Source organism: Lysinibacillus sp. NPDC095746, from assembly GCF_044763535.1.
GTDB lineage: Bacteria > Bacillota > Bacilli > Bacillales_A > Planococcaceae > Lysinibacillus.
The window spans coordinates 72,644-98,786 of the sequence record NZ_JBIWGL010000020.1 but is presented as its reverse complement, the minus strand read 5'-3'; the positions used below and the strand labels follow the sequence as shown (position 1 = coordinate 98,786).

Annotated in this window: 23 protein-coding genes; 12 read left to right on the top strand and 11 right to left on the bottom strand. The window is 37.6% G+C overall.

The window, feature by feature from the left end; all coding sequences use genetic code 11:
- Positions 1 to 246: 246 nt before the first annotated feature.
- Positions 247 to 2,106 (bottom strand): tetratricopeptide repeat protein, encoded by a 1,860-nt coding sequence (locus ACIQ7N_RS15860; RefSeq protein ID WP_402933744.1) that lies wholly within the window; start codon positions 2,104 to 2,106, stop codon positions 247 to 249.
- Between the two features lie 424 nt (positions 2,107 to 2,530).
- On the opposite strand from ACIQ7N_RS15860, the gene ACIQ7N_RS15855 reads away from it, so the two are divergent.
- The 4 genes from ACIQ7N_RS15855 to ACIQ7N_RS15840 all read left to right on the top strand — a co-directional run bounded on the left by ACIQ7N_RS15855 (position 2,531) and on the right by ACIQ7N_RS15840 (position 6,389).
- Complete coding sequence (locus ACIQ7N_RS15855; protein ID WP_402933726.1) at positions 2,531 to 3,250, top strand: glycosyltransferase family 2 protein; 720 nt, start codon at positions 2,531 to 2,533, stop codon at positions 3,248 to 3,250.
- 66 nt (positions 3,251 to 3,316) lie between these two features.
- On the top strand, positions 3,317 to 3,577 hold the full coding sequence (locus ACIQ7N_RS15850; protein WP_004233098.1) for a metal-sensitive transcriptional regulator: 261 nt from the start codon (positions 3,317 to 3,319) through the stop codon (positions 3,575 to 3,577).
- Positions 3,578 to 3,824: 247 nt separating this feature from the next.
- Positions 3,825 to 4,982, top strand: a complete 1,158-nt coding sequence (locus tag ACIQ7N_RS15845) for a transglutaminase domain-containing protein (protein ID WP_402933723.1) — start codon at positions 3,825 to 3,827, stop codon at positions 4,980 to 4,982.
- Positions 4,983 to 5,096: 114 nt separating this feature from the next.
- Positions 5,097 to 6,389: a transglutaminase domain-containing protein gene (locus tag ACIQ7N_RS15840; RefSeq protein ID WP_402933720.1), complete on the top strand. Its 1,293-nt coding sequence runs from the start codon at positions 5,097 to 5,099 to the stop codon at positions 6,387 to 6,389.
- Between the two features lie 340 nt (positions 6,390 to 6,729).
- On the opposite strand, the gene ACIQ7N_RS15835 is transcribed toward ACIQ7N_RS15840, so the two are convergent.
- The 7 genes from ACIQ7N_RS15835 to ACIQ7N_RS15805 all read right to left on the bottom strand — a co-directional run bounded on the left by ACIQ7N_RS15835 (position 6,730) and on the right by ACIQ7N_RS15805 (position 15,148).
- Entirely contained in the window at positions 6,730 to 7,677 is a 948-nt protein-coding gene (locus tag ACIQ7N_RS15835) for an N-acetylglucosamine kinase (RefSeq protein ID WP_402933718.1), read from the bottom strand.
- A complete protein-coding gene (gene argH, locus ACIQ7N_RS15830; protein WP_402933716.1) occupies positions 7,674 to 9,188 on the bottom strand; it encodes an argininosuccinate lyase in 1,515 nt (504 codons plus the stop codon). Before argH ends, ACIQ7N_RS15835 begins: the two co-directional genes overlap by 4 nt.
- A 27-nt stretch (positions 9,189 to 9,215) precedes the next feature.
- The gene (locus tag ACIQ7N_RS15825) at positions 9,216 to 10,937 is read right to left on the bottom strand and encodes an ABC transporter permease (RefSeq protein WP_402933713.1); all 1,722 of its coding nucleotides are present in this window, start codon (positions 10,935 to 10,937) and stop codon (positions 9,216 to 9,218) included.
- Positions 10,938 to 10,949: 12 nt separating this feature from the next.
- Positions 10,950 to 12,020 (bottom strand): ABC transporter ATP-binding protein, encoded by a 1,071-nt coding sequence (locus ACIQ7N_RS15820; protein WP_402933710.1) that lies wholly within the window; start codon positions 12,018 to 12,020, stop codon positions 10,950 to 10,952.
- Between the two features lie 124 nt (positions 12,021 to 12,144).
- On the bottom strand, positions 12,145 to 13,236 hold the full coding sequence (locus ACIQ7N_RS15815; protein ID WP_402933707.1) for an extracellular solute-binding protein: 1,092 nt from the start codon (positions 13,234 to 13,236) through the stop codon (positions 12,145 to 12,147).
- Positions 13,237 to 13,650: 414 nt separating this feature from the next.
- The gene (locus ACIQ7N_RS15810) at positions 13,651 to 14,568 is read right to left on the bottom strand and encodes an EamA family transporter (protein ID WP_402933705.1); all 918 of its coding nucleotides are present in this window, start codon (positions 14,566 to 14,568) and stop codon (positions 13,651 to 13,653) included.
- 16 nt (positions 14,569 to 14,584) lie between these two features.
- The gene (locus ACIQ7N_RS15805; protein ID WP_402933703.1) at positions 14,585 to 15,148 is read right to left on the bottom strand and encodes a GNAT family N-acetyltransferase; all 564 of its coding nucleotides are present in this window, start codon (positions 15,146 to 15,148) and stop codon (positions 14,585 to 14,587) included.
- Between the two features lie 274 nt (positions 15,149 to 15,422).
- On the opposite strand from ACIQ7N_RS15805, the gene ACIQ7N_RS15800 reads away from it, so the two are divergent.
- The 6 genes from ACIQ7N_RS15800 (at position 15,423) to ACIQ7N_RS15775 (ending at position 20,783) form a co-directional block, all read left to right on the top strand.
- Positions 15,423 to 16,370 (top strand): carbohydrate kinase family protein, encoded by a 948-nt coding sequence (locus ACIQ7N_RS15800; RefSeq protein WP_132363625.1) that lies wholly within the window; start codon positions 15,423 to 15,425, stop codon positions 16,368 to 16,370.
- 20 nt (positions 16,371 to 16,390) lie between these two features.
- Complete coding sequence (locus ACIQ7N_RS15795) at positions 16,391 to 16,849, top strand: protein-tyrosine phosphatase family protein (RefSeq protein ID WP_402933701.1); 459 nt, start codon at positions 16,391 to 16,393, stop codon at positions 16,847 to 16,849.
- A gap of 130 nt (positions 16,850 to 16,979) precedes the next feature.
- Positions 16,980 to 18,662, top strand: a complete 1,683-nt coding sequence (locus tag ACIQ7N_RS15790) for a hypothetical protein (protein ID WP_402933700.1) — start codon at positions 16,980 to 16,982, stop codon at positions 18,660 to 18,662.
- A 248-nt stretch (positions 18,663 to 18,910) separates the two neighbouring features.
- Entirely contained in the window at positions 18,911 to 19,114 is a 204-nt protein-coding gene (locus tag ACIQ7N_RS15785) for a PLD nuclease N-terminal domain-containing protein (RefSeq protein WP_132363619.1), read from the top strand.
- The gene (locus ACIQ7N_RS15780; RefSeq protein WP_402933697.1) at positions 19,111 to 20,004 is read left to right on the top strand and encodes an ABC transporter ATP-binding protein; all 894 of its coding nucleotides are present in this window, start codon (positions 19,111 to 19,113) and stop codon (positions 20,002 to 20,004) included. Before ACIQ7N_RS15785 ends, ACIQ7N_RS15780 begins: the two co-directional genes overlap by 4 nt.
- The gene (locus tag ACIQ7N_RS15775) at positions 20,001 to 20,783 is read left to right on the top strand and encodes an ABC transporter permease (RefSeq protein WP_402933695.1); all 783 of its coding nucleotides are present in this window, start codon (positions 20,001 to 20,003) and stop codon (positions 20,781 to 20,783) included. The genes ACIQ7N_RS15780 and ACIQ7N_RS15775 overlap by 4 nt, the downstream gene beginning before the upstream one ends.
- Positions 20,784 to 20,892: 109 nt before the next feature.
- Here ACIQ7N_RS15775 and ACIQ7N_RS15770 read toward each other — a convergent pair whose 3' ends face one another.
- Positions 20,893 to 21,546 (bottom strand): GAP family protein, encoded by a 654-nt coding sequence (locus tag ACIQ7N_RS15770; RefSeq protein ID WP_402933693.1) that lies wholly within the window; start codon positions 21,544 to 21,546, stop codon positions 20,893 to 20,895.
- Between the two features lie 628 nt (positions 21,547 to 22,174).
- On the opposite strand from ACIQ7N_RS15770, the gene ACIQ7N_RS15765 reads away from it, so the two are divergent.
- A complete protein-coding gene (locus ACIQ7N_RS15765) occupies positions 22,175 to 22,879 on the top strand; it encodes a CBS domain-containing protein (protein WP_402933691.1) in 705 nt (234 codons plus the stop codon).
- Between the two features lie 18 nt (positions 22,880 to 22,897).
- Here ACIQ7N_RS15765 and ACIQ7N_RS15760 read toward each other — a convergent pair whose 3' ends face one another.
- Positions 22,898 to 23,623 carry a DUF421 domain-containing protein gene (locus ACIQ7N_RS15760; RefSeq protein WP_371873283.1) on the bottom strand — a complete coding sequence of 242 codons (726 nt, stop codon included), beginning with the start codon at positions 23,621 to 23,623 and terminating at the stop codon, positions 22,898 to 22,900.
- Positions 23,624 to 23,741: 118 nt separating this feature from the next.
- On the opposite strand from ACIQ7N_RS15760, the gene ACIQ7N_RS15755 reads away from it, so the two are divergent.
- On the top strand, positions 23,742 to 24,947 hold the full coding sequence (locus tag ACIQ7N_RS15755; RefSeq protein WP_402933688.1) for an MFS transporter: 1,206 nt from the start codon (positions 23,742 to 23,744) through the stop codon (positions 24,945 to 24,947).
- 37 nt (positions 24,948 to 24,984) lie between these two features.
- Here the strand turns inward: ACIQ7N_RS15755 and ACIQ7N_RS15750 are convergent, their stop codons facing one another.
- Positions 24,985 to 25,671 (bottom strand): adenine nucleotide alpha hydrolase family protein, encoded by a 687-nt coding sequence (locus ACIQ7N_RS15750; protein WP_132363607.1) that lies wholly within the window; start codon positions 25,669 to 25,671, stop codon positions 24,985 to 24,987.
- Between the last annotated feature and the right edge of the window lie 472 nt (positions 25,672 to 26,143).

Sequence of the window (26,143 nt, the reverse complement as noted above, 5' to 3'; positions counted from 1 at the left end):
CAATTTTTGCCTTAACGCTAGGCATGTGGTTCTAAATTTACAATGATTTTCTTTATCGTAGGTGGGACAACTGCTTTGCTTTATTCAACGTTGTAACATTTATGGTAGATTAAAAAGAAGAAAAGAAGAACTAAATAATATACCGCGTCATCATCTTTAATAAGAGTGACACGGTATTTTTTATGAAGAACAGCTTTGTTTGGCTCGTTATACGGAAATTAACCCTACGTTAAGCTAATGAGTCCTTTATTTAATATTTTCAAGGGACTTCTTAAGCCATTTTGTTGCCTCCGTATAATCCTGTGCAACACCGTGTCCTTTTTTGTAAAGCATACCAAGCTGGAATTGTGCTTTTTGATGCCCTTGATTGGCAGCGAGTCGATACAGCTGGGCGGCCTTCGCAAAATCCTTTGGTACCCCTTGCCCATGACTGTGCATTTGAGCCAATTGATATTGTGCTTTGGCATGTCCCTTAGCGGCAGCTTGTTCAACCCATTTCGCAGCCTCAGTATAATCCTGTTCGACACCTTTACCCTTATCAAATAAATTACCGAGCTGATATTGAGCACCGGCATGTCCTTGGGTTGCAGCGAGTCGATAGCAGCGTCGTGCCTCCTCTAGGTCCTGCTCGACCCCTAATCCGTGCTCATATAATAACCCTAATTGATATTCAGACTGAATATGGGATTGATCAGTAGCGGCCCTCCACCATTTTACTGCTTCATCATAATTCAATTCAGCTTCATATACTAATCCGAGCTCGTACTGAGCATCAGCATAACCCTTTTCAGCAGCCGCTTTGAAGTAAGGGAGAGCTTCCTCTGGTTGCTGAAGGTGGTATATATATATACGTCCAAGCTCAAAGCCCGCACTTATATGTCCGTTGCTTGCGGCTAGCTGTAACCACTTTTTAGCTAAAGTTATATCGTTTTCTTTAACATAGAGCACACCGAGACAGTATTGGGCATTCAAGTGTCCTTTATGTGCTGCAAGCTTAAACCATTTTATAGCCTCTAGGCGATCATAAGGAATACCTTGTCCAGTGTTATATAGCATAGCCAATTGAAATTCTGCATTTGTATGGTCTTGAAGTGCAGCTAAATGGAACCATTGCGCAGCTTCTTCAAAATTTTGCGAGATGCCACGACCTTTAAGGTACATATAGCCAAGATTATATTGAGCACTAGCATCACCTGCTAATGCAGCCATTTCAAAATAGGTTATAGCTTCCTCATAGCTTTGCTCAACACCAGTCCCATTGTGATAAAGGAATCCAAGATTATTTTGAGCGCTTGTATTTCCTGAATTGGCTGCTAGCATGTACCATTTTGCTGCCTCGGAAAAGTTTAGTGGCATACCGAGTCCTTGATTGTATAGGACTCCTAGATTGTACTGCGCATCTGCGTTATCTAAATCTGCAGCCGCTTTATAATAGTGAGCGGCTTCTTCATAATTTTGGATAACACCGTGACCTAAATGATAGAACACGCCTAAGCTATAAAGTGCGTTTGCATCATTTTGCGCAGCGGCCCGTTCATACCACATTTTTGCTACTGCATAATCTTTCTTTACACCACGCCCTTGATTATAAAGAGCGCCTAGATTATATTGAGCACTTGCATTCCCTTGTTTTGCGGCAAGCTCAAACCAGTCTGCAGCTGTTTTATAAGCCTCGGTTGATTGGTCATCTTGAAGTAGCGTATTTATATCAAAAGCTGAAGTTATATCTTCAAAACGGGAGCTTTGCCGCATCAACTTTGTTTTGAAGGTACGGTCATAGCGTTCGATAAACCATTCGACAATATCACTTATATAATCTAAAACAATTTTTGCTGCCTTTGCCTCCACAACTTCACTTCTATTACTAGTAGTCATTTTGCTTACAAGATTCATTAATAAATAAATGCGACGTGGATGAATTTTGGTAACAAAGCTACGATTATTGAGTAATGATCGTCTATTTTTTAGCTTCGGTTCGGTATGCATTTCCAGCTTATAAAGTTCATATAAAACTTCCTCCAGTACTAGGAGTGATTTTTGAAGAGATAGAGCTGGCTTTGCAATGGCGAGCGAGCTAGCCTCCTGTAAATTTTTAGCCAATTTCACTAAGCACAAAGCTTTTAACTTCTTACATTGATCTTGGAGGATTTCATATTGTACAACGATAGCAATCACCTCTTTCGTAATATTCTTCTTTGTATGCTCTTCACTAAAAATCTGGATATTTAATTTGTTATTAGTTGATTTCTGTTCCGACTGGTTGAACTTTTGAGGATTAGCGATAGAGGAACAAAGGCTACATCACATCCTAGATAACGCCCTCGTGACCAATACCGTGCTGTTGCTGTCGGGACGGAAATCAACAATACATTACGATGATAGCCTCTTTTTTCATATATCGGGAAAATACCGTTATTGTTGAATTGTCGTCGATACATGATACTATTTGTTATAAGGAGATTTGTTGAAATTCAATAACGATTATTAGAGAGTGCATATGCCTAAGTTTCATATTATCCGGGGGATAGAAATGATGAAAAATATTGCAGCCATTATACCAGCCTATAATCCACAACAGTCACTTATAACCTATGTCCACCAATTATTAGCCACTACTATTAGTCAAGTTATTATTGTCAATGATGGTAGCGACCAAAAATATGCAAATGTATTTGAAGAATTACAAAAGATTGACGGCTGTCAAGTACTAGAGCATGACCACAATATTGGTAAGGGAGGCGCACTAAAAACAGCCTTTGCCTATGTAATGGAGCAAAGGGGGATGTTTCAAGGTGTTATAACAGTAGGTGCTCATAGCCAACATACTTTACAGGATGTGAAGCTAGTTTTAACAATGACAAAGGTATTTTCTGAAGGAATTGTGTTAGGCGTACGCAATTTCCATTCCTCGGACAGTACGTTTTTATCATATTGGGCTAATCGAACAACAAGTTTGTTTTTTGAAATCCTTTATCATAGAAAACTGATGGATACACAAACTGGTTTACGCTTTATTTCTAAAAAAGAGCTTCCGTGGCTGATGAAAGTAAAAGGTGAACGATATGACTACGACACTAATATGTTGGTTGCAGCAATTAAAAGAAAGTGTCCAATTTTCGAAGTAGAGATTGGTCAGTTACGAATAAAGAAAAATACAGTGATCCAGTATGATGAAATAACAAATGCAAGATCAATTATTGCTAAAATGCTTATGAATTATTTAAATCCAAGAGAAAATCACTATAGGTAAAGTAATATGCTAGGATAAAAATTACTCAAGAACGTAGCAAGTATAGAAAGAAGGAGAGCTATGATGATGGAATATTCAGATCAAGTGAAAAATCGTGTGAAACGGATGGAAGGTCAGCTACGTGGAATTTTAAAAATGATGGAAGAAGAAAAGGACTGTAAGGCAGTCATTACTCAATTATCGGCAGTACGCTCAGCAGTAGATCGTACAGTTGGTGTTATTGTTAGTACGAATCTTTTAGAATGTGTACAAAATGCTGAAGGTGATGGCGAGAAAATGAATGAAGCTATTCAAGAAGCAGTTAATTTAGTGGTGAAAAGCCGTTAAATAAAGGGAAGCCTATCTTATAAAAAAGATCATCATAAAACTCACTTTAAAACAGGTGAGTTTTTATTTTGTTACAAAAATATAGTTCAATTCGATACTTATATTTTATTTCAAGGTATTTATACCTAATGATTACGAGTTGCGCATTTAGTTAAAAGTCATGGATAGTGAACTTGGCCGATAGATTTGTAGTTCCTTTCTCTGTTATTCTAATTACAAGAATATAACAAATGGAAGGTGATTTATTGTGAAGAAATGGTTGATAAGCGGAGCAGCATTACTGATGTTAAGTCCAACAGCAGCCTATGCTCAACATGCAGACGCTCGCTCAGTAAATACTTCCTCTGTGTTTGCTTATAATGTAGTAGCTGATAATAAAGTAACAACTTGGGATCAATTCACAACAGAAATCGTAAAGCAATTAAATAATTTCGCTCCTGAAATTAAAATTACATATAGTGGATCAATGACTGATTTCAAAAAGAATTTTATGAAGTCCTTTGAAAAAGCACAGGAACAAGCAGTCTATGCGAGTGGTCATATGGAGAGTACGGCTATTTCAGCAGACTCAATGGGTAATGTGACATTTAAAGTGAAATATTTGACAAACCAAACGCAAGAAGCGGCTGTACAAAAAAAGGTTGATCAACTATTAAAAACGATTATTAAGCCTTCAATGAAAACAGAATTCGAAAAAGTAAAAGCGATTAATGATTATATTGTGTCAAATACTACATATGGTACTAAAACAAAGGCTAGTCCTCATAGTGCTTATGCATTGTTAATGGAAGGACAAGCTGTATGTCAGGGCTACGCGTTAACAGCTTACAAAATGTTAGAACAAGCTGGATTCGATGTAAAATATGTTGTTGGTACTGTTAATAATAACGAGGCACATGCATGGAATTTAGTGAAGATTGATGGTAACTGGTATCATTTAGATACAACATGGAATGATCCATTACCAAATCGTTTCGGTGCTTCTTCGTATGATTATTTTTTAGTAACGGATGCACAGCTAAAGAAAGATCATAAATGGATAGCATCAAATTATCCTGCTGCAACAAGTACAAAATATAACTATATGCAAAATGTTCATTTTGCATATCAGGTTAATAATACGCTGTACTTTAGCAATACGGCAGACAAAGATAAATTGTATACGCTGGATTTAGCAAGTGGTAACAAAACAAAGGTCATTGATAAACGTGCTTTGTATATTACAGGAGCGGATAACTTTTTATATTTCAGTGATTACAGTAACAGTGGCTATTTAACAAAATTAAATCTTAAAACATTAAAAACTGAGGTGCTCGTGAAGCAAGTAGTTTCTGATTTAAGAATTAATGATAATTATTTAGTTTATAATGTTAATGGCAAAGAACAGAAGCTTAAAATAAAATAAACTTCAAATATTCTTTTCTATTTATAAAATGACAGCACAAAAGGACTTCCGAGTGAGTCCTTTGTGCTTTTTTTGTATATAATGAAAACAGGAAAACGGTTGGAGGTGAGGATTTTGTGGAAAAAATTAGCCATTATTGTAATTTTAATTATTTTTATTGACCCCATTTATACGGCTGGTAAAGCAGTTGTACAACAAGTAATAACGTGGGCAAATAATGATGAAATAGAAACGGTGCTTCTTTCAACAAAGGACAAAATCATAGATGTTACTGCTAAACTTTCAGAGAATACCTCCATTGAAACGGCCACACCTATAGAAGAAAAGCCAGAAGGAGGAGCCGTTACAGCTCCTGTAGCTAAAAAACCTGAGGCAAAGTTAGTTGTAACAAATGCAAAGGAAATGGCTGATGCGATGTATGCGTACTATAGTAGTTTTTCACCTACGTTTGAGATTCAATATAAAGGCGATACACAACGAATTGAACAGTTAGTGGAAGAAGCCTATGAAAATGCTATAAAACGAGATGATTATGTATATGGACATATTAGTAAGCATTCAATTCGTTTTGAATATGGAAGAAAAACAGCCAAAATCTTTGGAGAGCAAAGTTATTTAATGACACCAGAACAGGCATCATTTGTTGAAATGAATGTGCAAGAGATTGTAGCCTCAATCAATAAGAAATCATTAAGTGATGTAGAGAAGGTTAGGGCTGTCAATGATTATATCGTCGCTAACACCGCTTATACGGATCAAACGAATTCTAGTCCACATAGCGCATATACAGTGCTTGCAGAGCATGGTGGCGTTTGTCAGGGCTATGCGTTGTTGGCTCATTCGATGTTACAAAAGCTAGGTATAGAAACGAAATATATCATAGGCTATGTCGGACAGGAAGGACATGCTTGGAATTTAGTAAAGCTGGATGGTCGATGGTATCACCTTGATACAACATGGAATGACCCGGTGCCTGATCGTAAAGGGGCGGTTCGCTATCAATACTTTTTAGTGGATGATCGCACGATGGCAAAGGATCATACATGGATTGCTAAAGACTACCCGAAAGCAACGAGTACAATGTATAGCTACTTTCATAATGTAGATTTCGCTGCACAAGTAGGGCAACAAATATTTTATAGTAATGTTGCTGATGATAATAAGTTGTACGTGCTTGATTTACAAACTGGTAAATCGAAACGTGTCACTAAATCACGTGCACAGTACATCGTTTATGCAGATGGCTGGCTATATTTTAGTAATTATTCACAAGGAGCGTATTTAACAAAGATTCGCCCGGATGGAAGCGGCGAAAAAGTATTAAATAGGGAAGAAACGAAGGATTTATTTGTGCAGGACAACTATTTATATTTCACGACAAATGAACTGAAAAAAATGGCGCTTTAACTTGATCAATAAAAAGATATGAGTGTCATGCCAGAAGATACACGGTATGTGAAGTGGTTGATTGGACGACTCCTTGGGGATTAGCGTCACAGATGATATGCTAGAGCGAGAACGCGAGTGAAAAGGCTCATCGGACGCGCCCAGGAAGCTTTGCTCTGTAGCAAAAGCGAAGCGGCAGCTACAAATGTTTTTTCTGTGCGAAAGCGAAGCGGCAGCTACAAAGCGTCCAGTCGGAACGGAAATTAACCCCTCGTTTTGCAGAAGAGTAGTACTTTGTTTAAATAGACACCTTGTTGTCATTGAATATAATAGTTTTCAACAACATGAAGAGCCTATGACATTACAAACTGTCATAGGCTTTTTTTGTTCGCTCTATAAGATAATGGATAGGTTGATGCTGACATAAAGAAATCTCAATTTCAGGATACATCGATTTCATTTCCTGTGAAAAAGTTTTAAAAATTAATGGATTATGCTTTATGGCACCACCATTACAATAAAGGTTGAATGCTTCGCCCTTATAATCAATTTTTTTCACCACAGCGCATGCAAGGAGTACTAATTCATGAGCAGCACGCATTGATATTTGAATAGCGCATGAATCCTTTTTGGTCACAGCCCCTGCCAAAAATGCACTCATTTTTGCAAGCTGCGCGTTTGTGTAGGATGGACGGAATAGCCAAGAAGCTAGCTCTGTAACATCTTGAATCCGTAAGTAATCATAGACGGCACTTTTCAATATGGTCGGCTCACCACGCCCGTCTTCCATGCGGAAAATGGCGCGTATAATTTCTTGTCCTAACCAATAGCCACTGCCTTCATCTCCTGCACGATGCCCCCAACCACCTGCACGTACGATTTGTGTACCATCATATGCGTACGCAATAGCTCCGGTTCCAGCAATAAGTAATGCGCCTGCCTGTCCAGCAGTAACGCCAAGTAAAGTAGCTTGTGCATCATTTTCTATAATAAGCGTATCTATCTTTAGCTGTAATGTAGATAGTGCACTATGAACGATTGCTGATACGGCTTCATGATCTTTGGCAGAATCAATCCCAGCCATTGCAAAGGTAGCAACAGCAATAGTTAAGTCATCTTGCTGTTGTAAAAAACCTTGCACATTTGCTAATAATGCTTGCAATATTTCTGTAGCAGCTGTAGCACCGATCGCTTGATAATTCGAGCCACTGCTTGATGTTGTATATTTTATTTCACCTGACTCGGCATGTACGAGCGCACATGCCGTTTTTGTAGCACCACCGTCAATAATAAGTAGCCATTCCATCATTGATTCCATTCCTCGAAAATTAATGTTAATTGTTTTTCTGCCTCAACAATTTTAGACTCTTTCAAACTAACCCACTCTTTAAGGTTATGAGTATTGGCCTTGGAGCGTTCAAGAGATTCTTTCATCGTTGCGGGCGCTGGACCACCAAGTAATGTACGTACACCAACGAAAGTTTCTGGTTTTAACGTGTTATAAAAATCTTCCTCAGAAATTTTTAATGGCTTACCAGTAATTAATTTAGATTGTGTATTGGCAAGACCCCATGTAAGACTTGCTAGAGATTCCTCCCCATGAGAGAGCAATACTTTAATACATTTACTAACAATACTATGTGCTTGGCGAAAGGAAATCCCTTCAGAGCGTACAAACGTATCTGCGAGCTCTGTCACATTGGCAAAGCTATTTTCTGCTCGATTTCTTAGTTTTTTCTTGTTTACATCCATCGTGACAACAAGTGAACCAAATAGTTTGTAAATACCTATTAAACGGTCGATCGCGCGCCATAAATAAGGTTGCATATCATCCTCTGTGTCTACGATATCTCCAAAAGGTGTATTATGTACCATTTGTAATACTGTACTAGCATCACCAACAACCGCTGATAGCAATGAACGTGTATGCTCTATCGAAACAGGATTGCGCTTTTGTGGCATGATAGAGCTAACTTGCACGTACGGGCTTGCTAGCGTAAACGCATTGAATTCCTGTGTAGCCCAAAGTAAGAAATCTTGGGATGTGCGGCCAAGATTAAGTGCCGCAAGTTGCACGATACTTGCTGCCTCCGCAATATAATCTGCTCCAGCAACAGCATCCCACGCATTTTCGATAATATCATCGAATGCCAATAACTCACACATGCGCTCTCGACTAATATTGAAACCTGTTGTCGTTAATGCCGCGGCCCCCATACTACTGCGATTCACCGTTTTATAGACATGCTGTAAACGTTCAAAATCTCGTTCAAGTTGATCGATGACAGCTTTCAAATAATGCGCAAAGGTTGTTGGCTGTGCTTGCTGCGTATGTGTATAGCCAATCATAATCGTATCAACGTGCTCCTCAGCCGCTGCGATTAAATCATCTCGTAATGTCAGTAATTCTTGCATAAGCAATAACAATTTTTTTCTTAAAGTCATGCGATAGATGGCAATGCCCATATCATTACGACTTCTACCAATGTGAAGATTCCCTGCAACATCACCAGCAAGCTCTATTAATTTATTTTCGATGCGGAAAAACAAATCCTCATATCGCGGGCTGTAATCCTCTATACGATAATAGTTCAAGTCTAGTTTTTTTAAAGCAGTACCAATTTCTTTAGCTTCTTCTTGTTTAACTAGACCCTGTTCTTCTAACATTTTTAAGTGTGCAATATTGATTTGCAACATAATTGTTAAAAAGTTTTTCTTGGCTTCATCGTAAGCCGGTTGCAAGACAATTTTACGATAAATATTGGAAGGGAAGATCATCCCATCTTCTCGCTGGGTCTTGTTGCGGAAATCTTCAAACATAGTTATTGCCTCCTAGTAGATTAGCAGTTATATGGCCGAACCAGCACTGCCTTTAGATAACTTCTCGGAAATAATCAATACAATTAAAATTAAACAAATTTGTAAGACACCGTATGCACAAGCAGTACCAAATTTAAAAGAATACAATTTTTGAAATATCGCCACTGATAATGGGATCGTTGACGTACTGTAAAGAAGAATAGACGCTACGAATTCGCCGAAGCTTTGAACAAGTGCTAGTAATGTACCCGCCAAAATGCCCGTAAATGTAAGTGGTAGTACAATACGTCTAAATGAATACCACCATGTTGCACCTAAACTTCGTGATGCTTCTTCGATAGATTGATCTAATTGCACAAGTGATGCAGATGTCGATCGGAAAACAAGGGGTAAATGTCTAATAAAATAAGCTAACGGCAAAATCCAAAATGTCCCGATAAGAACTTGATTAAAAGAGAATATATTTTCCGTACTAAAGGCTGCGATCAAATTGACAGCTACAACCGTACCCGGCAATGCCCAAGGAACCATGATTAAAATATCGAGTAATGTTTTACCTTTAAAATTTAAGCGCACCATAGCATAGGCTGCAGCAACACCGAAAATGATATTGCCGAGCGTGGCAACAATCCCCATTTGAACAGAATTCCAAATCGGCCGCCACGTCCGTTCATCTGTAAAAAGAGCATAATAATGATCTAATGTATAATCTGTTGGGAGAATTTGCGTTTTCCATGCACCATCAACGGAAAATGAAATTAATATAAGCACTAAAATCGGCAAAATTAAAATTAATGTACCTATGAAAGACGCAATAGTCGCCATAACTTTCATGCCTCTTGAAGACACTTCGGATCGATGAACACTAATACCTTTGCTAAGATTTTGGTAATTTCTGCGGTTTTGATACCAGCGCATAATAATTAAAAAGGTAATGGACACAAAGGATAAAATCATAGATTGTGTCGCTGCCATATTTAAATTCCCATTCGTGCGTGATAAATAGATTTGCATGGTCATCGTACGTTCAACACCGAACATTAAAGGTGCAGTATAGGATGCCATAGAAATCATAAATACGAGTAGGGATGAGGCAACAATCGAGGGTGTTAACATGGGCAGAATAACCTTTGTCCATATTCGTACACGCCCAGCACCTAAACCAGTTGCGGCTTCTTCTAAAGCTGGATCAAGACCTTTTATAGCTGCCGAGGCGGTTAAGTAGAAGTAAGTGTACATAGTGAATGTATGTACGACGATAACCCCCCATATGCCTTTTAATGAAAATGGAACTTGCTGTAAACCGAATAGGTGCTGAAACGCACGTGGGAAAATCCCACTCTCTCCATACAAAAATGTAAAGGACAGCACACCTACTAGCGGCGGTAGAGCCATGGGTACCAATACTAAAACAGAGAGTATCCGTCTGCCTGGGAAATCATAGCGTTCCAGTAAAAATGCCATAGTTACACCGACGATTGCACAGCAAATAACACTGATAACGGATATATAAATACTAGTCCATAATGCTTCTATATTTGCTGGGCTAGCTATATTAAAAAAATTTTTATAATTAGATAGTGCATCATCACCAGAAAAGCTTTCTGTAAAAGTTTGATAGAACGGGTATACTACATAGGCAAACAACACTAAAAATAAAGGTGCAACTAAAATATAGACAAACCAATTTGAGCTAGATAGTCGTGTCCATGCATTTCCTTCAGAAGGATTGAGGTGTGTTTTCTCCATGTTGTTACCCTCCTATTCTCCCAAAAAATACAGTGAATCTTGGGCTATATTTAAGGTGATGTCTTCACCAATTTTTTTAAGTTGACCGTTCATATTGATAATCATTACTTTTAGTGAAAAATCTAGACATTCTACAATGTAGTTCACACTTATTCCTGTAAATTCAACAAAAGTGATTTTACCTGTTAATGTGTTTTCACCAGTACCTTGATTAATGGATTCAGGGCGAATAGAAATAAATACTTTGTCTCCAATCATATGCGTTAAAGTGGGGGAGCTCTGTTGCTTTCGCCCAGTCAAAACAAGTCCACTTGCCGTTTTTACTTGTATATCGTCACCATTAACAGCATCAATTGTCGCCTCAATTAAGTTTGTCTCACCAATAAAATCTGCGACGAAGCGGTTAGAAGGTCGATTATAAATTTCTTGAGGAGTACCGATTTGTCTGACGTTCCCATTTTCCATGACCATGATCCGATCTGACATGGACATAGCCTCCATTTGATCATGCGTAACATAGATGGTTGTAACACCAAGCTCGGATTGAATACGTTTTATTTCTACGCGCGTTTCTTCGCGTAATTTAGCATCTAAATTCGACAATGGCTCGTCTAACAATAAAATATCGGGCTCTATTACAAGTGCTCTTGCCAATGCAACCCGTTGCTGCTGACCACCAGATAATTCATTAATTTTCCGATTCCCATATTGCGATAAATGAACAAGCCCTCTAATACGGTCGACCTTTTGTTTGATTTCCGACTTCGAAAATTTTCTTACTTGTAATCCAAAGGCGATATTTTCATCTACCGTCATATGTGGAAAGAGGGCATAATTTTGAAACACCATACCGATATTCCGTTTATTAGGTTGAAGCCTTGTCACATCAAAATCATCAAAAAGAATTTTCCCTTCTGTTGGGTAATAAAAGCCGGCTATCATTCTTAGTGTAGTCGTTTTCCCACAACCACTTGGGCCGAGGAAGGTGAAAAATTCACCAGCTTTAATATGAAGATCTAAATTTTTTACGCCATGAATGTGACCGAATTTCTTAGAGACATTTTTTATTTTGACACTTTTCAACTGAAATGCTCCTTTCTCGTTAAAAAATTAGTTACATGAAGCCTCGAGCAAACATATACTCGAGGCTTAAAAATATGCGCAATATTCGTAGGTGTTTTTGAGGTCAAAAATCTTTAATAATCGGTCACTTTTTTCCGCGTCCTTTAATATTGTTATCCCAATACTCCATCCATTCTGCTTCTTTATCAGACATGAGTGTCCAGTCTATATCAAAAGTTTTTAAGTCTAATTCTTTATACCACTCAGGCATTGAAGCTTTATCGATATCTGAGCGAGTAGGAATTTGATAGTAATCGTTTGCTAGTTGAGTCACCATTTCTTTTTCAAATAAGAACTCTACGAAGAGCTTTGCATTTTCTAAGTTTTTAGCATTGTTAACAACAGCAACACCATCAACTAAAATCGGTGCACCACTTTTCGGATAAATATAATCAAACGGATAATCAGTCGTATATTTCTTTAATAAAATATCTTGCAAATTCCATAAAGAAACACTGCCTTCTTGTCTTGTCATCTTTAAATAAAGTGCATTCGGATCTTGTGTATATTCCTTCGTGTTGGCATCTAATTTTAATAACCAATCATAGCCTTTCTCAGGTGTATCTGCACCTTGACGTAAAATCATAGATGAATAAATAGTACGCATCGTCCCAGATGCTAACACACCACGAATTAAAATTTTATCTTTCCACTTTGGATCTAATAATTCATCCCAATCTTGTGGACCTGTTTCTTTCTTTAACACATCGCTATTAATCATAATAACTTCTGGCAGTAACATTTCACCAAACCAACGACCATCCGCATCTTTATAAGCTGCATCAATGGAGTCGTTAAAACTAGGCTTCCAAGCTTGAAGTAAACCTTCATTGGCACCGACAGTTAGTGCAGATTGCGTACCGCCCCACCAAAAATCAGCCTGAGGATTTGCTTTTTCGCCACGTAGGCGTTCTAAAATTTGCTGTGCGCCCATCGTTAAAAATTCCACTTCAATGTCCGGGTACTTTTCATTAAACTGATCGATTACTTTTTGCACCATTTCTTCATCGCGCCCTGTATAAATAACAAGCTTTCCAGATGGCTTAGCTGCTACATCGGTCTTTTCAGAACTGGACGTTTTGTCGCTATCTTTTGTAGTAGCCTTGTCACTACTACAAGCAGCTAAGACAAGAAGCATCAGCACAAGTAAAAAACCGAAAATACGTGTTTTCTGCATAATCTTCCCCCTCCCCAATAGTGAAAAACTTACATACTATTAGTATAATCCATAGACCGCACATTAATGTTAGAATAATTAAAAAATTATAATTATATTATCTTAGCTAAGATTTCAAGTATAAGAGTTTTGAGGATAGAATATCGAAAATGTAAGTGAACAATTGATTTTGAAAGGGATCCCTAAATCATGATTCTAGGGGTTCAGTTGTGATCCGCTCTCTATCAAGGAGAGAATAGGAATCCTCAAAATTTTTTAAGCGAGTCGGTGCATCACACTGGGCGAGTAGATATATTGCTGCACTACTCGCTGTAATTAAATTTGCCGTTTTCATTACCTAGTAGTTCATACAGAAATTAAAGGAGATGGATCAAAAAAATGATCCATCTCCCTAACTAATGTAGATTAAAGTATTTACTTACTGACAGGCTCTAAAGATTTTCCCTTTTGTCGTCGCTGCGAAAGTATTGTCGGTAACATCATACCTAAAATAACTAAAATAATACCCGCTATTTGTAAAGAAGTTAATGGCTCATGGAGAACAATAACAGAAACGGTTACGGCAACGGGCAACTCCATAGCACTTAAAATAGAGGCAAGAGCTCCGCCCACTTTCGGAACAGCTATAGAGAATAAATAAATTGGCAAAATAATACCAAAGAGACCTAGTGCTAGTCCGAATTTCCATAACCCCCCGGCGAATAATTTGCCGTTCCAAAGAACTTCAGGGTTTAGGAAAATACTAATCATGATAAGAGCGACAAAGGAAACAATCAACACGCGTGAGGTCGTTGTAATACCTTCCACGTGACGAGAGTTAAATTGAATAAAGCAAGCAAAAGTAAAGGCAGCAGCAAAACCTAATAGCCAACCTTGAATAGGAATATCGCTCAAATCTACATTTAGTACGCCAGCGGCTAAAATCGTTCCAGCAAATAATACAATGATGGAAATCACTTCAGTCCGACTTGGTAAGCGTTTATGAAGGGCACAATCTATTAATAAGCCAATCCACGTGAATTGGAAGAGCATTACTACTGCAAGAGAGGCTGGTAGATACTTTAATGATTCGCCGTATATAATTCCTGTAGTTCCGGTAAATATCCCGGCGCACACCAAAATAAGCAGTCCCTTTTTAGAGAGCTTCGGTAATTGTCTTTGTGTTACTATAAAAATTGTTGCAACAAGCATAAAGCCAATAATATATTGACTCGATACTGCCTCTCCTGTTGTAAAGCCATGCTGCATAGCTACTTTGACAATTGTCGATAGTACACCGTAGCTACTAGAAGCGATGACAATTAAAAGAGGATAAAATAAATTTTTCTTCATGTTTTTTTTTCACTTCCTAAAATTGCTTCACCATATGATGAAATGGTTCATCGATTATGGACCATGGCTCTGTAATGACAAAGCCCATGCGTTCATAAAGGCGACGAGCGTCCTCTTTTTCCGTTTCAACATTTAATGATAATTTTGAATAGCCTCGTTTTTCTGTTTCCTCTATGGCAAATTGCAGTAATAATGTTCCTATTCCTTTACCACGAGCTTCTGGTGCTACACAAATAGTATCAATATAATATTCATCTTCATGAGCCTCTTTATCGATGATGATGGATGGCGCATTTTTTTCTTCAAGCCATTTTACGAGATTTGCATCCATATGAATGGCTTCGACACCATTATAAAAAACAAGAATTCCTAATACTTGTTCATTCAGGGCAGCAACAAAAGTATTTAAATAGGAATGTCGATTGTCCTCACGCTTAAATAGTACAGTAAGTTCTTGTTCAACGGCTTTCGCTGTTTGTTCACCTGTTAAACGGTTGGCAATATCACCAATCGCATCAATAATTAATGGTACAACGGCATGGGCATCCTGTGGTTGCGCTTGTCGAATTGTAATACTCATTGTCAAAATCCCTACCTTTCTATAGGCAAGTATAACAAAGATAGGGGATGACTCAAGTTTTTGAGTAAATGGGGATATTTTGATGGCATCATTAACTTCTTTCGGGGTGCCAAATACTTGCCGTAAGAAGTTAAAGTCTCCGGCGAATGTCTTGGAATCGGAAGGGAGTGCTTTGTGCCAAGGCATAATTGATTATTTTTCCGAAAGTTTAAAACTTTATACGACATCAATTTTCATGTTAATCTATAATGACTAGAGTTTCGGGAGGACAACAATGACAAAGGAAGATAAGGATTATATTTTAGTTTATGGGGATGCTTTTATTGACTATATCGCTGATGATGTAACAAATACATCTTTTACTAAATATATGGGTGGTGCAACAGTAAATGTTGCTGCGGGAATTAGCCGTATCGGTGCTCCATCTGCGTTAATTACAATCACAGGAGATGACGAAGGATCTCAGTTTGTTCGAGATGGCCTTGCACAAGAAGGGGTCAGCCTGGATTATGCGGTATTTAACCCTGCGAAGCGTGTTAGCGGTGTCTATGTACATTTAACGGAAGCATGTGAGCGAATTTTTAAGGATTATGTCGATGAGACGCCAGATTTACAAGTAGAAGCAACACAATTAAATGAAGCAGCTTTTAAACATGCATCTGCTTTAACTGTGTGCTCAGGTACAATGTTCCATCCTACAGCCCTTGATACTACACGTGCTGCTGTAGAGATGGCAAAGGAAAAAGGGGCAATTATCGCAATGGACGCGAATATTCGCCCTCTACGCTGGAGCAGTGAGCAGGTTTGCCGTGAAACGATCACGTCATTTTTTGAGCACGTAGATATTTTAAAGGTTACTGATGAAGAATTATTTTTCCTTACAGAAACAACTAGCTTGGAAGAGGGCATTGAGCAATTAAACAGCTATTTAGTGCCCATTATTTTAGTAACAGTAGGGGAAAATGGCACATTTGCGGTATTAAATGGTGAGGTTATCCATGTACCGACAGAAAAGGTTGTGCCAGTAGATACTACAGGTGCTGGAGATGCATTTATGGCTGGTGTATTACGCGATGTTCATTACAATGGTTTACCTACAACAGAAGAGGAACTTGTTCGTTGTGTAAGCTTTGGCAATAAGCTGGGTGCTTTAGCAGCTACTAAAGCAGGGGCATTAACAGCTCTTCCATTTTATGATGATATTAAACATTTACTTAAATAGTCGTTTGGAGCGTGCATACAATGGAGAAAAATTACGATGTATTAGTGAAGGATCGATTATTCTTTGGCGGTGCAAAAGATGCAGATTTAGCTTTTGAACAAGAAACGGTTGATATCGTGATTGATGTTCGAGTAAATGGCTTATCTAAAGAGGAGCAAGAAGCGGCTTCATATGCGTACAAGCATATGCCAATTGCAGATGAGTACAAGCATATGCCAATTGCAGATGAGTACATAGAAGTTGCACCATCAATTGAAAAAGTTGCGAAAGAAATTGTTTCTGCCTATGAGAATGGACAAAAAGTGTACTTCCATTGCGGAAGCGGGGGAGGTCGCGCAGGAGTGGCTGCCACTGCTGTATTAATGGAGCTTGGCATGGCCAATTCTCTAGAGGAAGCGGAAGGGGCGGTAAAGAAAGCCCGTCCACAAGTAACAATTCGTCCAAAAATGGCAGATGCTTTGCAGAAGCTATACAAATAAAAGAGAAGATGTACCAATAGTTTTTTCAACTTTGGTACATCTTCTTTTTTATAATAAATTGGTTTATTTTTGAAAATATCATTCACTTTTATGTTTGTAAGTTAAAAATACAAAATTAGGAGTGAATCAATTGACTACATTTACACCCTTACAAGAGGCTCAAGCCTTTACTGAAGCTTTTTTACTGTCTAACGAGCAGGTATCTGTAAACCATCCTTATAAGAAGGATAAAGGTCGATATCCACGAGTGCGGAAATTTTTCCAAAATCATTTATTAAATGGTACAAATGATGCGTCAACCTATCAACAAGGTGTTGGGCAATTAATGATGTTCTGTGCCCAGTTCGCTCAACAAAAGGCATTGGTTGGAGAGCGTGATGCAGTTTACAAAGAAGTGGTTAATGCTGTTATTCCTAAACTTTTGAAAAGAACTTATAATTTCCCGTCAATCAATCCATTAGCAGGCTTTATTTATCTTGGTGTAGCGATGCTTAAAAAGTTAGATGAGTCTCAAAGCGATGTATCACTTTCTAATGTGGATGAGTTGTTAGATCGATACCGAGACTATTTTGCTAATGAAGTATTAAGTTCTAAAGAAAACTATTCTTTAATGTATCATCGGACTCCGTCTGCTTGGACATATAATGACTCAGAAAAAGCGTACCGTTTTGCTACTGGACCATATTCGGGTCAAATAGGATACTGGATAACTACAGCAGATATATCCACAGATCCTCAAAAAAAATACTTAGAGATGCCAACAGTTCTTGATAGCTCAGGACAAGTTTCTTTTGCTGGTATTCAACCAGGAACAAGTGATAGAGATTATATAGATCACCATTCCTATTTCAACACTAAAAACGAGCGATTTATTCTTAACGAATCGCTAAATACAATTGCATTATGGATGGCGGCACATGTTTATGATGTAAAAGTGAATAAAACTGGGGCTTCATTAAATCCTGCATATAACTTGAAAAATGCAATCAGAGATGTTCTTAGCTATACTCATTGGGGTTCCAATACGTTAGTTGCTAATGATGCTAAAGGGTGCTTCCAACAAGAGCCATTTAACGATGCATTAACTGCTAAAAGAGTTCTGCCGGTTCATGGATATTCCGAAGTAAACTTAACGAATAATATGCTGCGATCTCGATTTGATTCTCCGGCATATAATACATTTGCAATAACATTCTTACAAATCTTTGCAAGCTTGATTGAAAATCCAACAGTATCATCATGGTACAATCTTGTTCCAAATTCTGATTCAGATTCTGGAATTATGGTAGTTCAGATGATTAATACTTACCAAGATATATTTACAAACTATTCAATTATTAAAAATACTTTAATAAATAATTCGTTTAGCCAAGCTAAATATTGGGGTATGTACATTCCAGAAAACGCAATGTTAGGTTCATCCGAGTTGATTAAAAATCCATGGCAAATACCTAATAAGGGTGAGGGGATCAATCAAGCCATGGTCGGATTGTTCAATGTTTATCCTGGATTCGCAGGTCAAGGATTTACAAGTATTAATAAAATCGGGGAAGCAATTAAACTCCAGCTTGAAGTTGGTCGAGCATTACATGGTCAAAATGCCTTCCCATCACACGGTCGTTCAGGTCTTTGGGATTTAGCTCGCTTAGATATATTAGCAGATGCTTCAAATACAGATGGAACTGTTAGCTCGGCTACAGACCTAACTACTACTGATAAAGAATCTCCAAACTGTGCTGGAGCACGTCGCACATTCTACACTTTAGCAATGGCGTTAGCAGTCGATGGTTGTAAAGGTTTTGAGTCGAATTAATGCATACCCGATTTAAGTGGAAGAAACATATGGATGATATTTGTTGAATTGATTAGAGTGAAGGCTAAGTGAATTCTTGGAGATCAGCGTCTCGGATGAGATCTTGTAGCGCAAGCGATGCGACTCATTGGACGCCCCAAGAAAGTGCTTAGCCGGATTATTTTTAACAGCCGATACATAAATTTGTGCTATACACATTAGAACAGATTTTGTTATAGTGATAATATAACAAAGATGAGGTGAATTATATGATGGAGGAATTAGCGAAAGTTCCATGGGCAGTCATCGCACCACTAATAGTCGTTCAATTTATTTTAATGATTGTAGCTTTAGTTGATTTACGTAAAGTCCATGCAACAAATGGCCCTAAAGTTTTATGGGCGCTTCTTATTATTTTTACAAATATTATTGGATCGATTGCGTACTTTATAGTTGGGAGAAAACAATCATGACGATATTACTTCAGGTAGCAGGACTTACAAAGCAATTTGCAGAAAAGGTAGTTGTGGATGGGATTGAGTTCGCTTTAGAAAAAAATACATCGACAGCTTTAATTGGACCTAATGGCGCTGGCAAAACAACGACATTATCGATGCTAACAGGTTTATTAAAACCAACCTCCGGAAGTGTAAAAATGCTAGATGGTCATTTAAGAGCTAATATTGGTTTCTTGCCACAATATCCGCAATTCTATCCTTGGTTAAGTGCGTTAGAGTTTACTGAAATGGCGGCAAAGTTAAATGGTGTGCCAGCAAAAAAAGCACAAGCAGAAGCCAAAAAAACACTTGAGTTTGTAGGTCTTGGTAATGATTTAAATAAGAAAATTTCTACGTTTTCTGGTGGCATGAAGCAACGGCTTGGCATTTCCCAGGCAATTGTTCATAAGCCTAAATTACTGTTATTAGATGAACCTGTGTCTGCATTGGATCCAGTAGGTCGTAGGGAAGTTCTTGATTTATTGAAGGGCTTACAGCAGGAAACGACGATTTTATATTCGACACATATTTTAAATGATGCTGAGGAGATGACAGATCAATTACTGTTTTTACGTGATGGAAAGCTAGTAGAGCAGGGGACATTACGTGAAGTTCGACAATGTTTCGAAGAATCAAATTATGTTGTAGAATTTAGCACTGAAAAAGAGGCACAACTTTTTGCCAGTCAATCTGAACTTAGAGGAAAAGCTAAGGGCAGTTATGTATATATAGAGATTATTGATGAACAACCAAGTATGCAGGGCCTGCTTCAACATTTGAGTAGTTGTCCTTATGAAATACGAAAAGTAGAGCGTCAAACAGCATCGCTTGAAGAGATTTTCATGAAGGTGGCGAGAAAGATATGAGAGGATTTACTGTACTACTTCAAAAGGAATTCAGAGAAGCTTGGCGAAGCTGGAAGTTTTTATGGATACCTCTTGTATTTGCTTTGCTCGGTATGAGCGATCCACTGACGAACTATTATATGATGGATATTTTAAATGCTGTTGGTAACGTACCAGAAGGCTTTGAAATGTTGATGCCAGAATTAATGCCAGTGGATTTATTACAAGCTTCCATTGGACAGTTTCAAACGATAGGTTTACTCGTATTAATGGCAACTTTCGTAGGCACCATAAGTAAAGAAAGAGCGAGTGGAATGGCTACTTTATTGTATGTCCGTCCAATATCGTTCGGCGCTTATTTTATGAGTAAATTTATCGTCATGAGTACTGTTGGCCTTGTTAGTGTTTTAGCTGGTTTTACCGCGAGCGTATACTATACGGTCGTGCTTTATGGGACATTTGAGATAGGGACACTTATGGCAAGCTTTTTTACGTATTTTTCTTGGCTGCTCTTTGTGATAGCCGTGACATTAATGATGAGTGCAACTTTTAAAACAGTGGTAGCAACAGCATGTGCATTTGCTATCATATTTATTGGGCAAATATTGGATGCTTTAGTTGGGGCATTTTGGACAATATCACCATGGAAATTACCGGTATATGGTGTTCAATTAATGAGGGGCACGATGGAGATGTCGGATTATTGGTGGAGCCTATCTATTACATTAGTTATCACCATAATTTGTATGGGTATAGGAATTTTGACAATGAAGAAAAACGCATCGATGACGAAAATTTAAAGGAAGTATGGAGGTAAAAATCCGCGTAAACTTTTAACATAGGGCACGAGCATTAAAACCAGCGGCGCTATCGATGAAAAACTGTAGCGGATTTTTACTATATTATTTTTTAAAGCATACGAGCATTCATCAGCAAAATAAGACCGACGAAAAACATTGCCCATGAAAGAGCAGAACTTGTGCTTTTATCAAAAAGCGCTTGTATTTTTCTTAACAGCTTATTCATAAAGCGTTTGAACAGTATGTGTAAGCAGAGTAATAGGATCGCTGGCGTAATCATTATTAGGTTATATCCCGCTATGATGGGCAACCATTCGTAAAAGGCTAAATGATTGCTCGTTAAAATACCTATTGCTGCAAAATAGGGTAAAGCTGTTGCCACTTCTAAAAGAGAAGTCGTAAATCCTAAAGCAATCATTGCTCCTATACTAAACGATTTCGGCTTAGGAGATCCCGATGTTTTTTTCTTTGGTACTAACCAACTTCCGACAAATAATATTGCCCCTACAATTATCATTACTAATCTAGCAGAGTGATTATTTAATGCATTTGCAATTGGATCAAAAATAACATCTAAGCCAAGCATCAAAAAAATACCGGTACTAAAATAAAATAAAACTACTGTCGTTAAATAAGTTAATAGCAGTCGACTTTGTTGTTTTTTTGCCACAAGCAATACATATACAGTCACACCGATTATAGCAGGGCTCAACGTATCTAATATAGCTAAGACACCAATTACCGATAACGTCTCTATACTCATTGTTGGAGATCACCTTCTAGCTATTTTTAACTTCATATATCGTAAAAGCATGTTCAATTAAATGTAAGAAAACTTCCTCTAACGGATACAATTCAACTTGTTCAGACTGTAAAGAAAATTTCTTTATTCACGTTTAATAATGCGTTGCACTGATTCTGATCCGCATTATAATTTCTTCTCAATTCCTTCAATCGACCTAATAGATTCTATTCTAAAGATTGTGGATCCTTCTGTTTTGGCTGTCGGCAATAAGAGACCAATTTATTCATCATAACATTTCTAGTTGTTTAGAAGCTTCATGAATGACAAGAAAAAGAAAATCCCCCTTTTTGGTTATTACCAATATTATACATACCAATCCGATAATATTCAAAAAAACGTTGCATAACGTTCAAGTCTTTTAGCAGGTGTTTGGACACTGTCAAAAAGTAGCATAAATAAATGGCCCAACGCCTCCAGGAAAGCACCCAATTAAAACGAAAATCAACCCCACGTTAAGCAACAAGGCTATATGATGTAATTACTTATCTTGGAATATCCATAACTTAGGAATATAATGGAGTTATGAAACAGAATTTGTCTAATAACTCGGAAAATATGAAAATATAAGTAGGAGGAAGTGGAAAAATTGGCTACAGAAAATTCCGATCGCTTTCTTACAGCGTTTAATCGGATAGATCATAGGTTAAGAGATATTGTTGGCGCAAAGGACTTTATGCCCTTTTATCGTCTTATCGATCAAGCGAAAAAAAAGGAAGTACTAATTCGTAAATACGAAGACGATTTGCGCTCGTATGCAGATTTACGAAATGCAATTGTTCATCATCGCACATCATTAGAGTATGTCATCGCTGAACCACATATAGATGTTGTGGAAAGAATTGAATATATAGATGCAACACTTGCAAAGCCAACACTTGTTGGCCAAATGTTTCATAAAAAAGTATTAGTTTTTCAGGAAAGAGATTCATTAAAACATGTCTTAAAAGTTATACGTCATCGTAAATTTACACAGTTTCCCGTATATTATAAAGATCAATTTAAAGGGCTTGTAACGACAGTAGGAATTACAAATTGGCTAGCTACGATGATGGGAGGCGATCAAATACCTAAGAAGATTCCGTCTTTACATGATATTTTGTTGCATGAAAAAAATAAGGTGAATTATAAATTTGTGAGTAGATACATAACGATTTACGAGGCCGAAGAAATTTTTAAACAAGGTGTGGAGCGGGGACGTCGCTTTGAAGCTTTATTAATAACGGAGCATGGTAAACCACATCAAAAACTAATCGGCATTGTTACGCCATTAGATATTGTAAAAATAGATTAAGCAAGACGAGACAAGCTGTTAAGAGCTTGATCGTCTTGCTTTATCTTTCATGCTTATATAGAGGGAGCCGTTTGTTTGAACCTGAGCAAAATAAACATCCTCAACGGCTTGGACATTTTGCTTTTTCAGCTTTTTCATAAGCCAATCTTCAGTCAATTCAAGTTCAACTAAATTTTCATAAATAACCTTACCGTCAGAAAGCACTTCTGTTGGTATATAGGTTGGTGGCGTAACATCAGCTTTAACATCTTGCTTTGTAGCCGGTTGCTCAGCGGGTCTTGGTAACACACTTAATTTACCCGTCGTTTCAAGTAATGCATATTGGACATCTTGTATTGAGAATATGGCCTGTTCCCGTAGCATCATCGCTAACTCATCCATATGCAGACGATTTTTCTTTAAGGCTGACTCTAAAATAATTCCGTTTTGAATTAGGATTGTTGGCTTGTCATCAACAATTACACGAGCTTTTTTAGATTTAATAGTAATGATAGTCATAATATAAGTTAAGATGCTCCACCAAATGAGGGCAATAAGACCATCTAAAAAGGGTGTTTCAGCCTGTGCTGCTATTTCAGAAGCAATGGAACCGAATGTGATACCTGTTGTATAGTGGAAGAAGGTTAGTTGCCCAAGCTGTTTTTTTCCTAGTAATCGGGTGACGATGAGTAAAGCAAAGAAGGAAAGTGTTGCCCTAAGTATCATTTCCCAAAAATCAGCTTTAAAAAATTCGTCTATATTCATACATAAATCACTCCCTTAAAACTGCTATTTTCAATGAATAGCTTGTGCAAAAAGGACAATTGTATGCGACGATCTCTTATAATGAAAATTTACAAAGATTAGAAAGGGAGGTGGCGGCATGAATAAACAAAATGGGAATTTAAACAATCCTGTCTATCCAATTATGATTGCAATAGCTGTTGCGCATCTTATCAATGATACAATGCAAGCTGTTATTCCAGCGATGTTCCCGATATTGAAGAGTGATTTAGGGCTAACTTTCACGCAAATAGGTCTTATTTCGTTCGCATTAAATATGTTTGCTTCTGCTCTGCAGCCTGTTGTTGGTTTTGCTAGCGATAAAAAGCCGATGCCATACGCACTACCGATTGGGATGGCAAGCTCATTTATAGGCATTGCTATTATAGCGTTCACATCACAATATTGGATAATTATTATCGCAGTATTATTTTTAGGGTTTGGCTCAGCTATTTTCCATCCTGAGGGTTCCCGTGTTTCATTTATGGCAGCAGGCTCGAAAAGAGGACTTGCTCAATCAGTTTATCAGGTTGGAGGGAACTCTGGGCAAGCACTCGCACCACTGATTAGTGCTTATATTTTTGATATTTTTGGGCAACGTGGTGCAGCAATTGTCTTAGTAGTGGCAGCTATAGGTATTGTTATATTGAGCAAAATTGCAGCGTGGTATAGAAAGCAGCTAGAGCAAGAACGTATAGCAAAGAAAAAACGAGTATTAGTTTCGAACTTGCCTCCATTAACAAAGAAACAAGTAGGCATTGCGTTGACGTTACTATTTACGATTATTTTTGCGAGATCATTTTATACAACTAATATTACAAGTTTTTATGTGTTTTATTTAATGGATCATTATGATGTTAGTCTTCGTCTTGGGCAAATATTAATTTTCACCTTTATGGCCTTTGGCGTCGTTGGCACATTTTTCGGAGGTTCATTATCCGATCGAATTGGTAGAAAAAACGTAATTTTACTGTCCGTTGTTGTGCCAATGCCATTTTGTTTGGCATTGCCTTATGTACCGTTATGGGCAGCAATGATATTTTTAGTGATTATCGGTACACTCATTATGATTAGCTTCTCAGTAACAGTTGTCTATGCACAGGAGCTTGTTCCAAAAAAAATTGGAACAATGGCTGGTTTAACAACTGGTTTTGCTTTCGGAATGGGCGCAATCGGTGCGATGGTAATTGGTGTATTAATGGATCATAGGGGTATTGATTTTACGATGATGGTTGTATCTTTGCTACCTTTATTATTACTAGTAGCATTTTTCTTACCTAAGGATAAACCAGCTTCGGCGGCGTAAAATAAACGCGTTCTCAAGTTTGAGAAACGCGTTTTTATTATTGGCGTAATGGAGATAAAAATTCAGCAGGAAGTTTTTCTTTATCTAGTACATAGCCCTCTGATATGTGAACTTCATGCATTTTATCGTTGTAAGTGAATTTAAAAATACCATTATCAAAGTCAGTGCCAATCTCTTTGAAAAAAATACCTTCAATTGATACATATTTAGGACATGTAAATGCTACTTTAAAATCTTCGTGTTCTTGGATTAAATAAGCACGTACACCTTTTTCGTATGTATCGTTCGCATCGTCGTCAGTTGGACGTTGGACAGCTACAATGTGAAAATCAACAAAAGGAACCTCTTTTAGTAAGACGTTTAAGAAGGAACCCTTTGTAATCTCTTCCCAGCGACTTTGTGCACTTTGGCCTACAATAATTTGGGAGATTCCGTAATTTTTTGCCACTTCTGCAATAACCTTTTGGATGGGGCGCTTCTCATTATCTTGTAATATGAACTTTTCAATTTCAAGCTCATCAGATAACTTTTTCCATTGCTCAATGTAGCTAGATTTCTCTGCATCAAATGCATCAAGGGGTTGCGAATCGACCGAAAGAATATAGAGCGGACAATCTAACATTGTAGCCATTTTATGACCACGTCGTATTAATCGCTCACCGTTAAGTCCATAGTAGACACAAACTAATATACTTTCGTCTAAACGCCCTTTTACATGCTTCATAAAAATTAACACCTCTTATCTTGTCGTTATTTTGTCATTTTTACAGTCGATTTTGAAAAAAATAGCCTAAAACAGCAAAAATCGATACTGATACAGTGCATTATGCTCATTTATATTGTATACTAAAAAACGTATAAAAGTTAATGATAATATATTGGGAAAACCTTGAGGAAACTGGGTTATCTCTATACTTTACAGTTATTTGAATTATGCATTCCGTACATTTAAGCCAATTGCCTCTATATGCCACACTATTATGCAGTTAGTTAATTAGTTAGTCAAGTGACTTGGTAAAACTATAGTGACATGGATAGTGTGTACATATTATCTCTCAAAAAGTCGTGCCATTTTCTAAAGGCTTTAAGGCAATACGTTATCGGTATTTAGGCTTCTCAGTAGATAAAGTTCATAGCCTGAAAGATTCCCCTTGTTTTATGCAGTGTAATCACCAGAAACTTTTTCCCTGTATAAA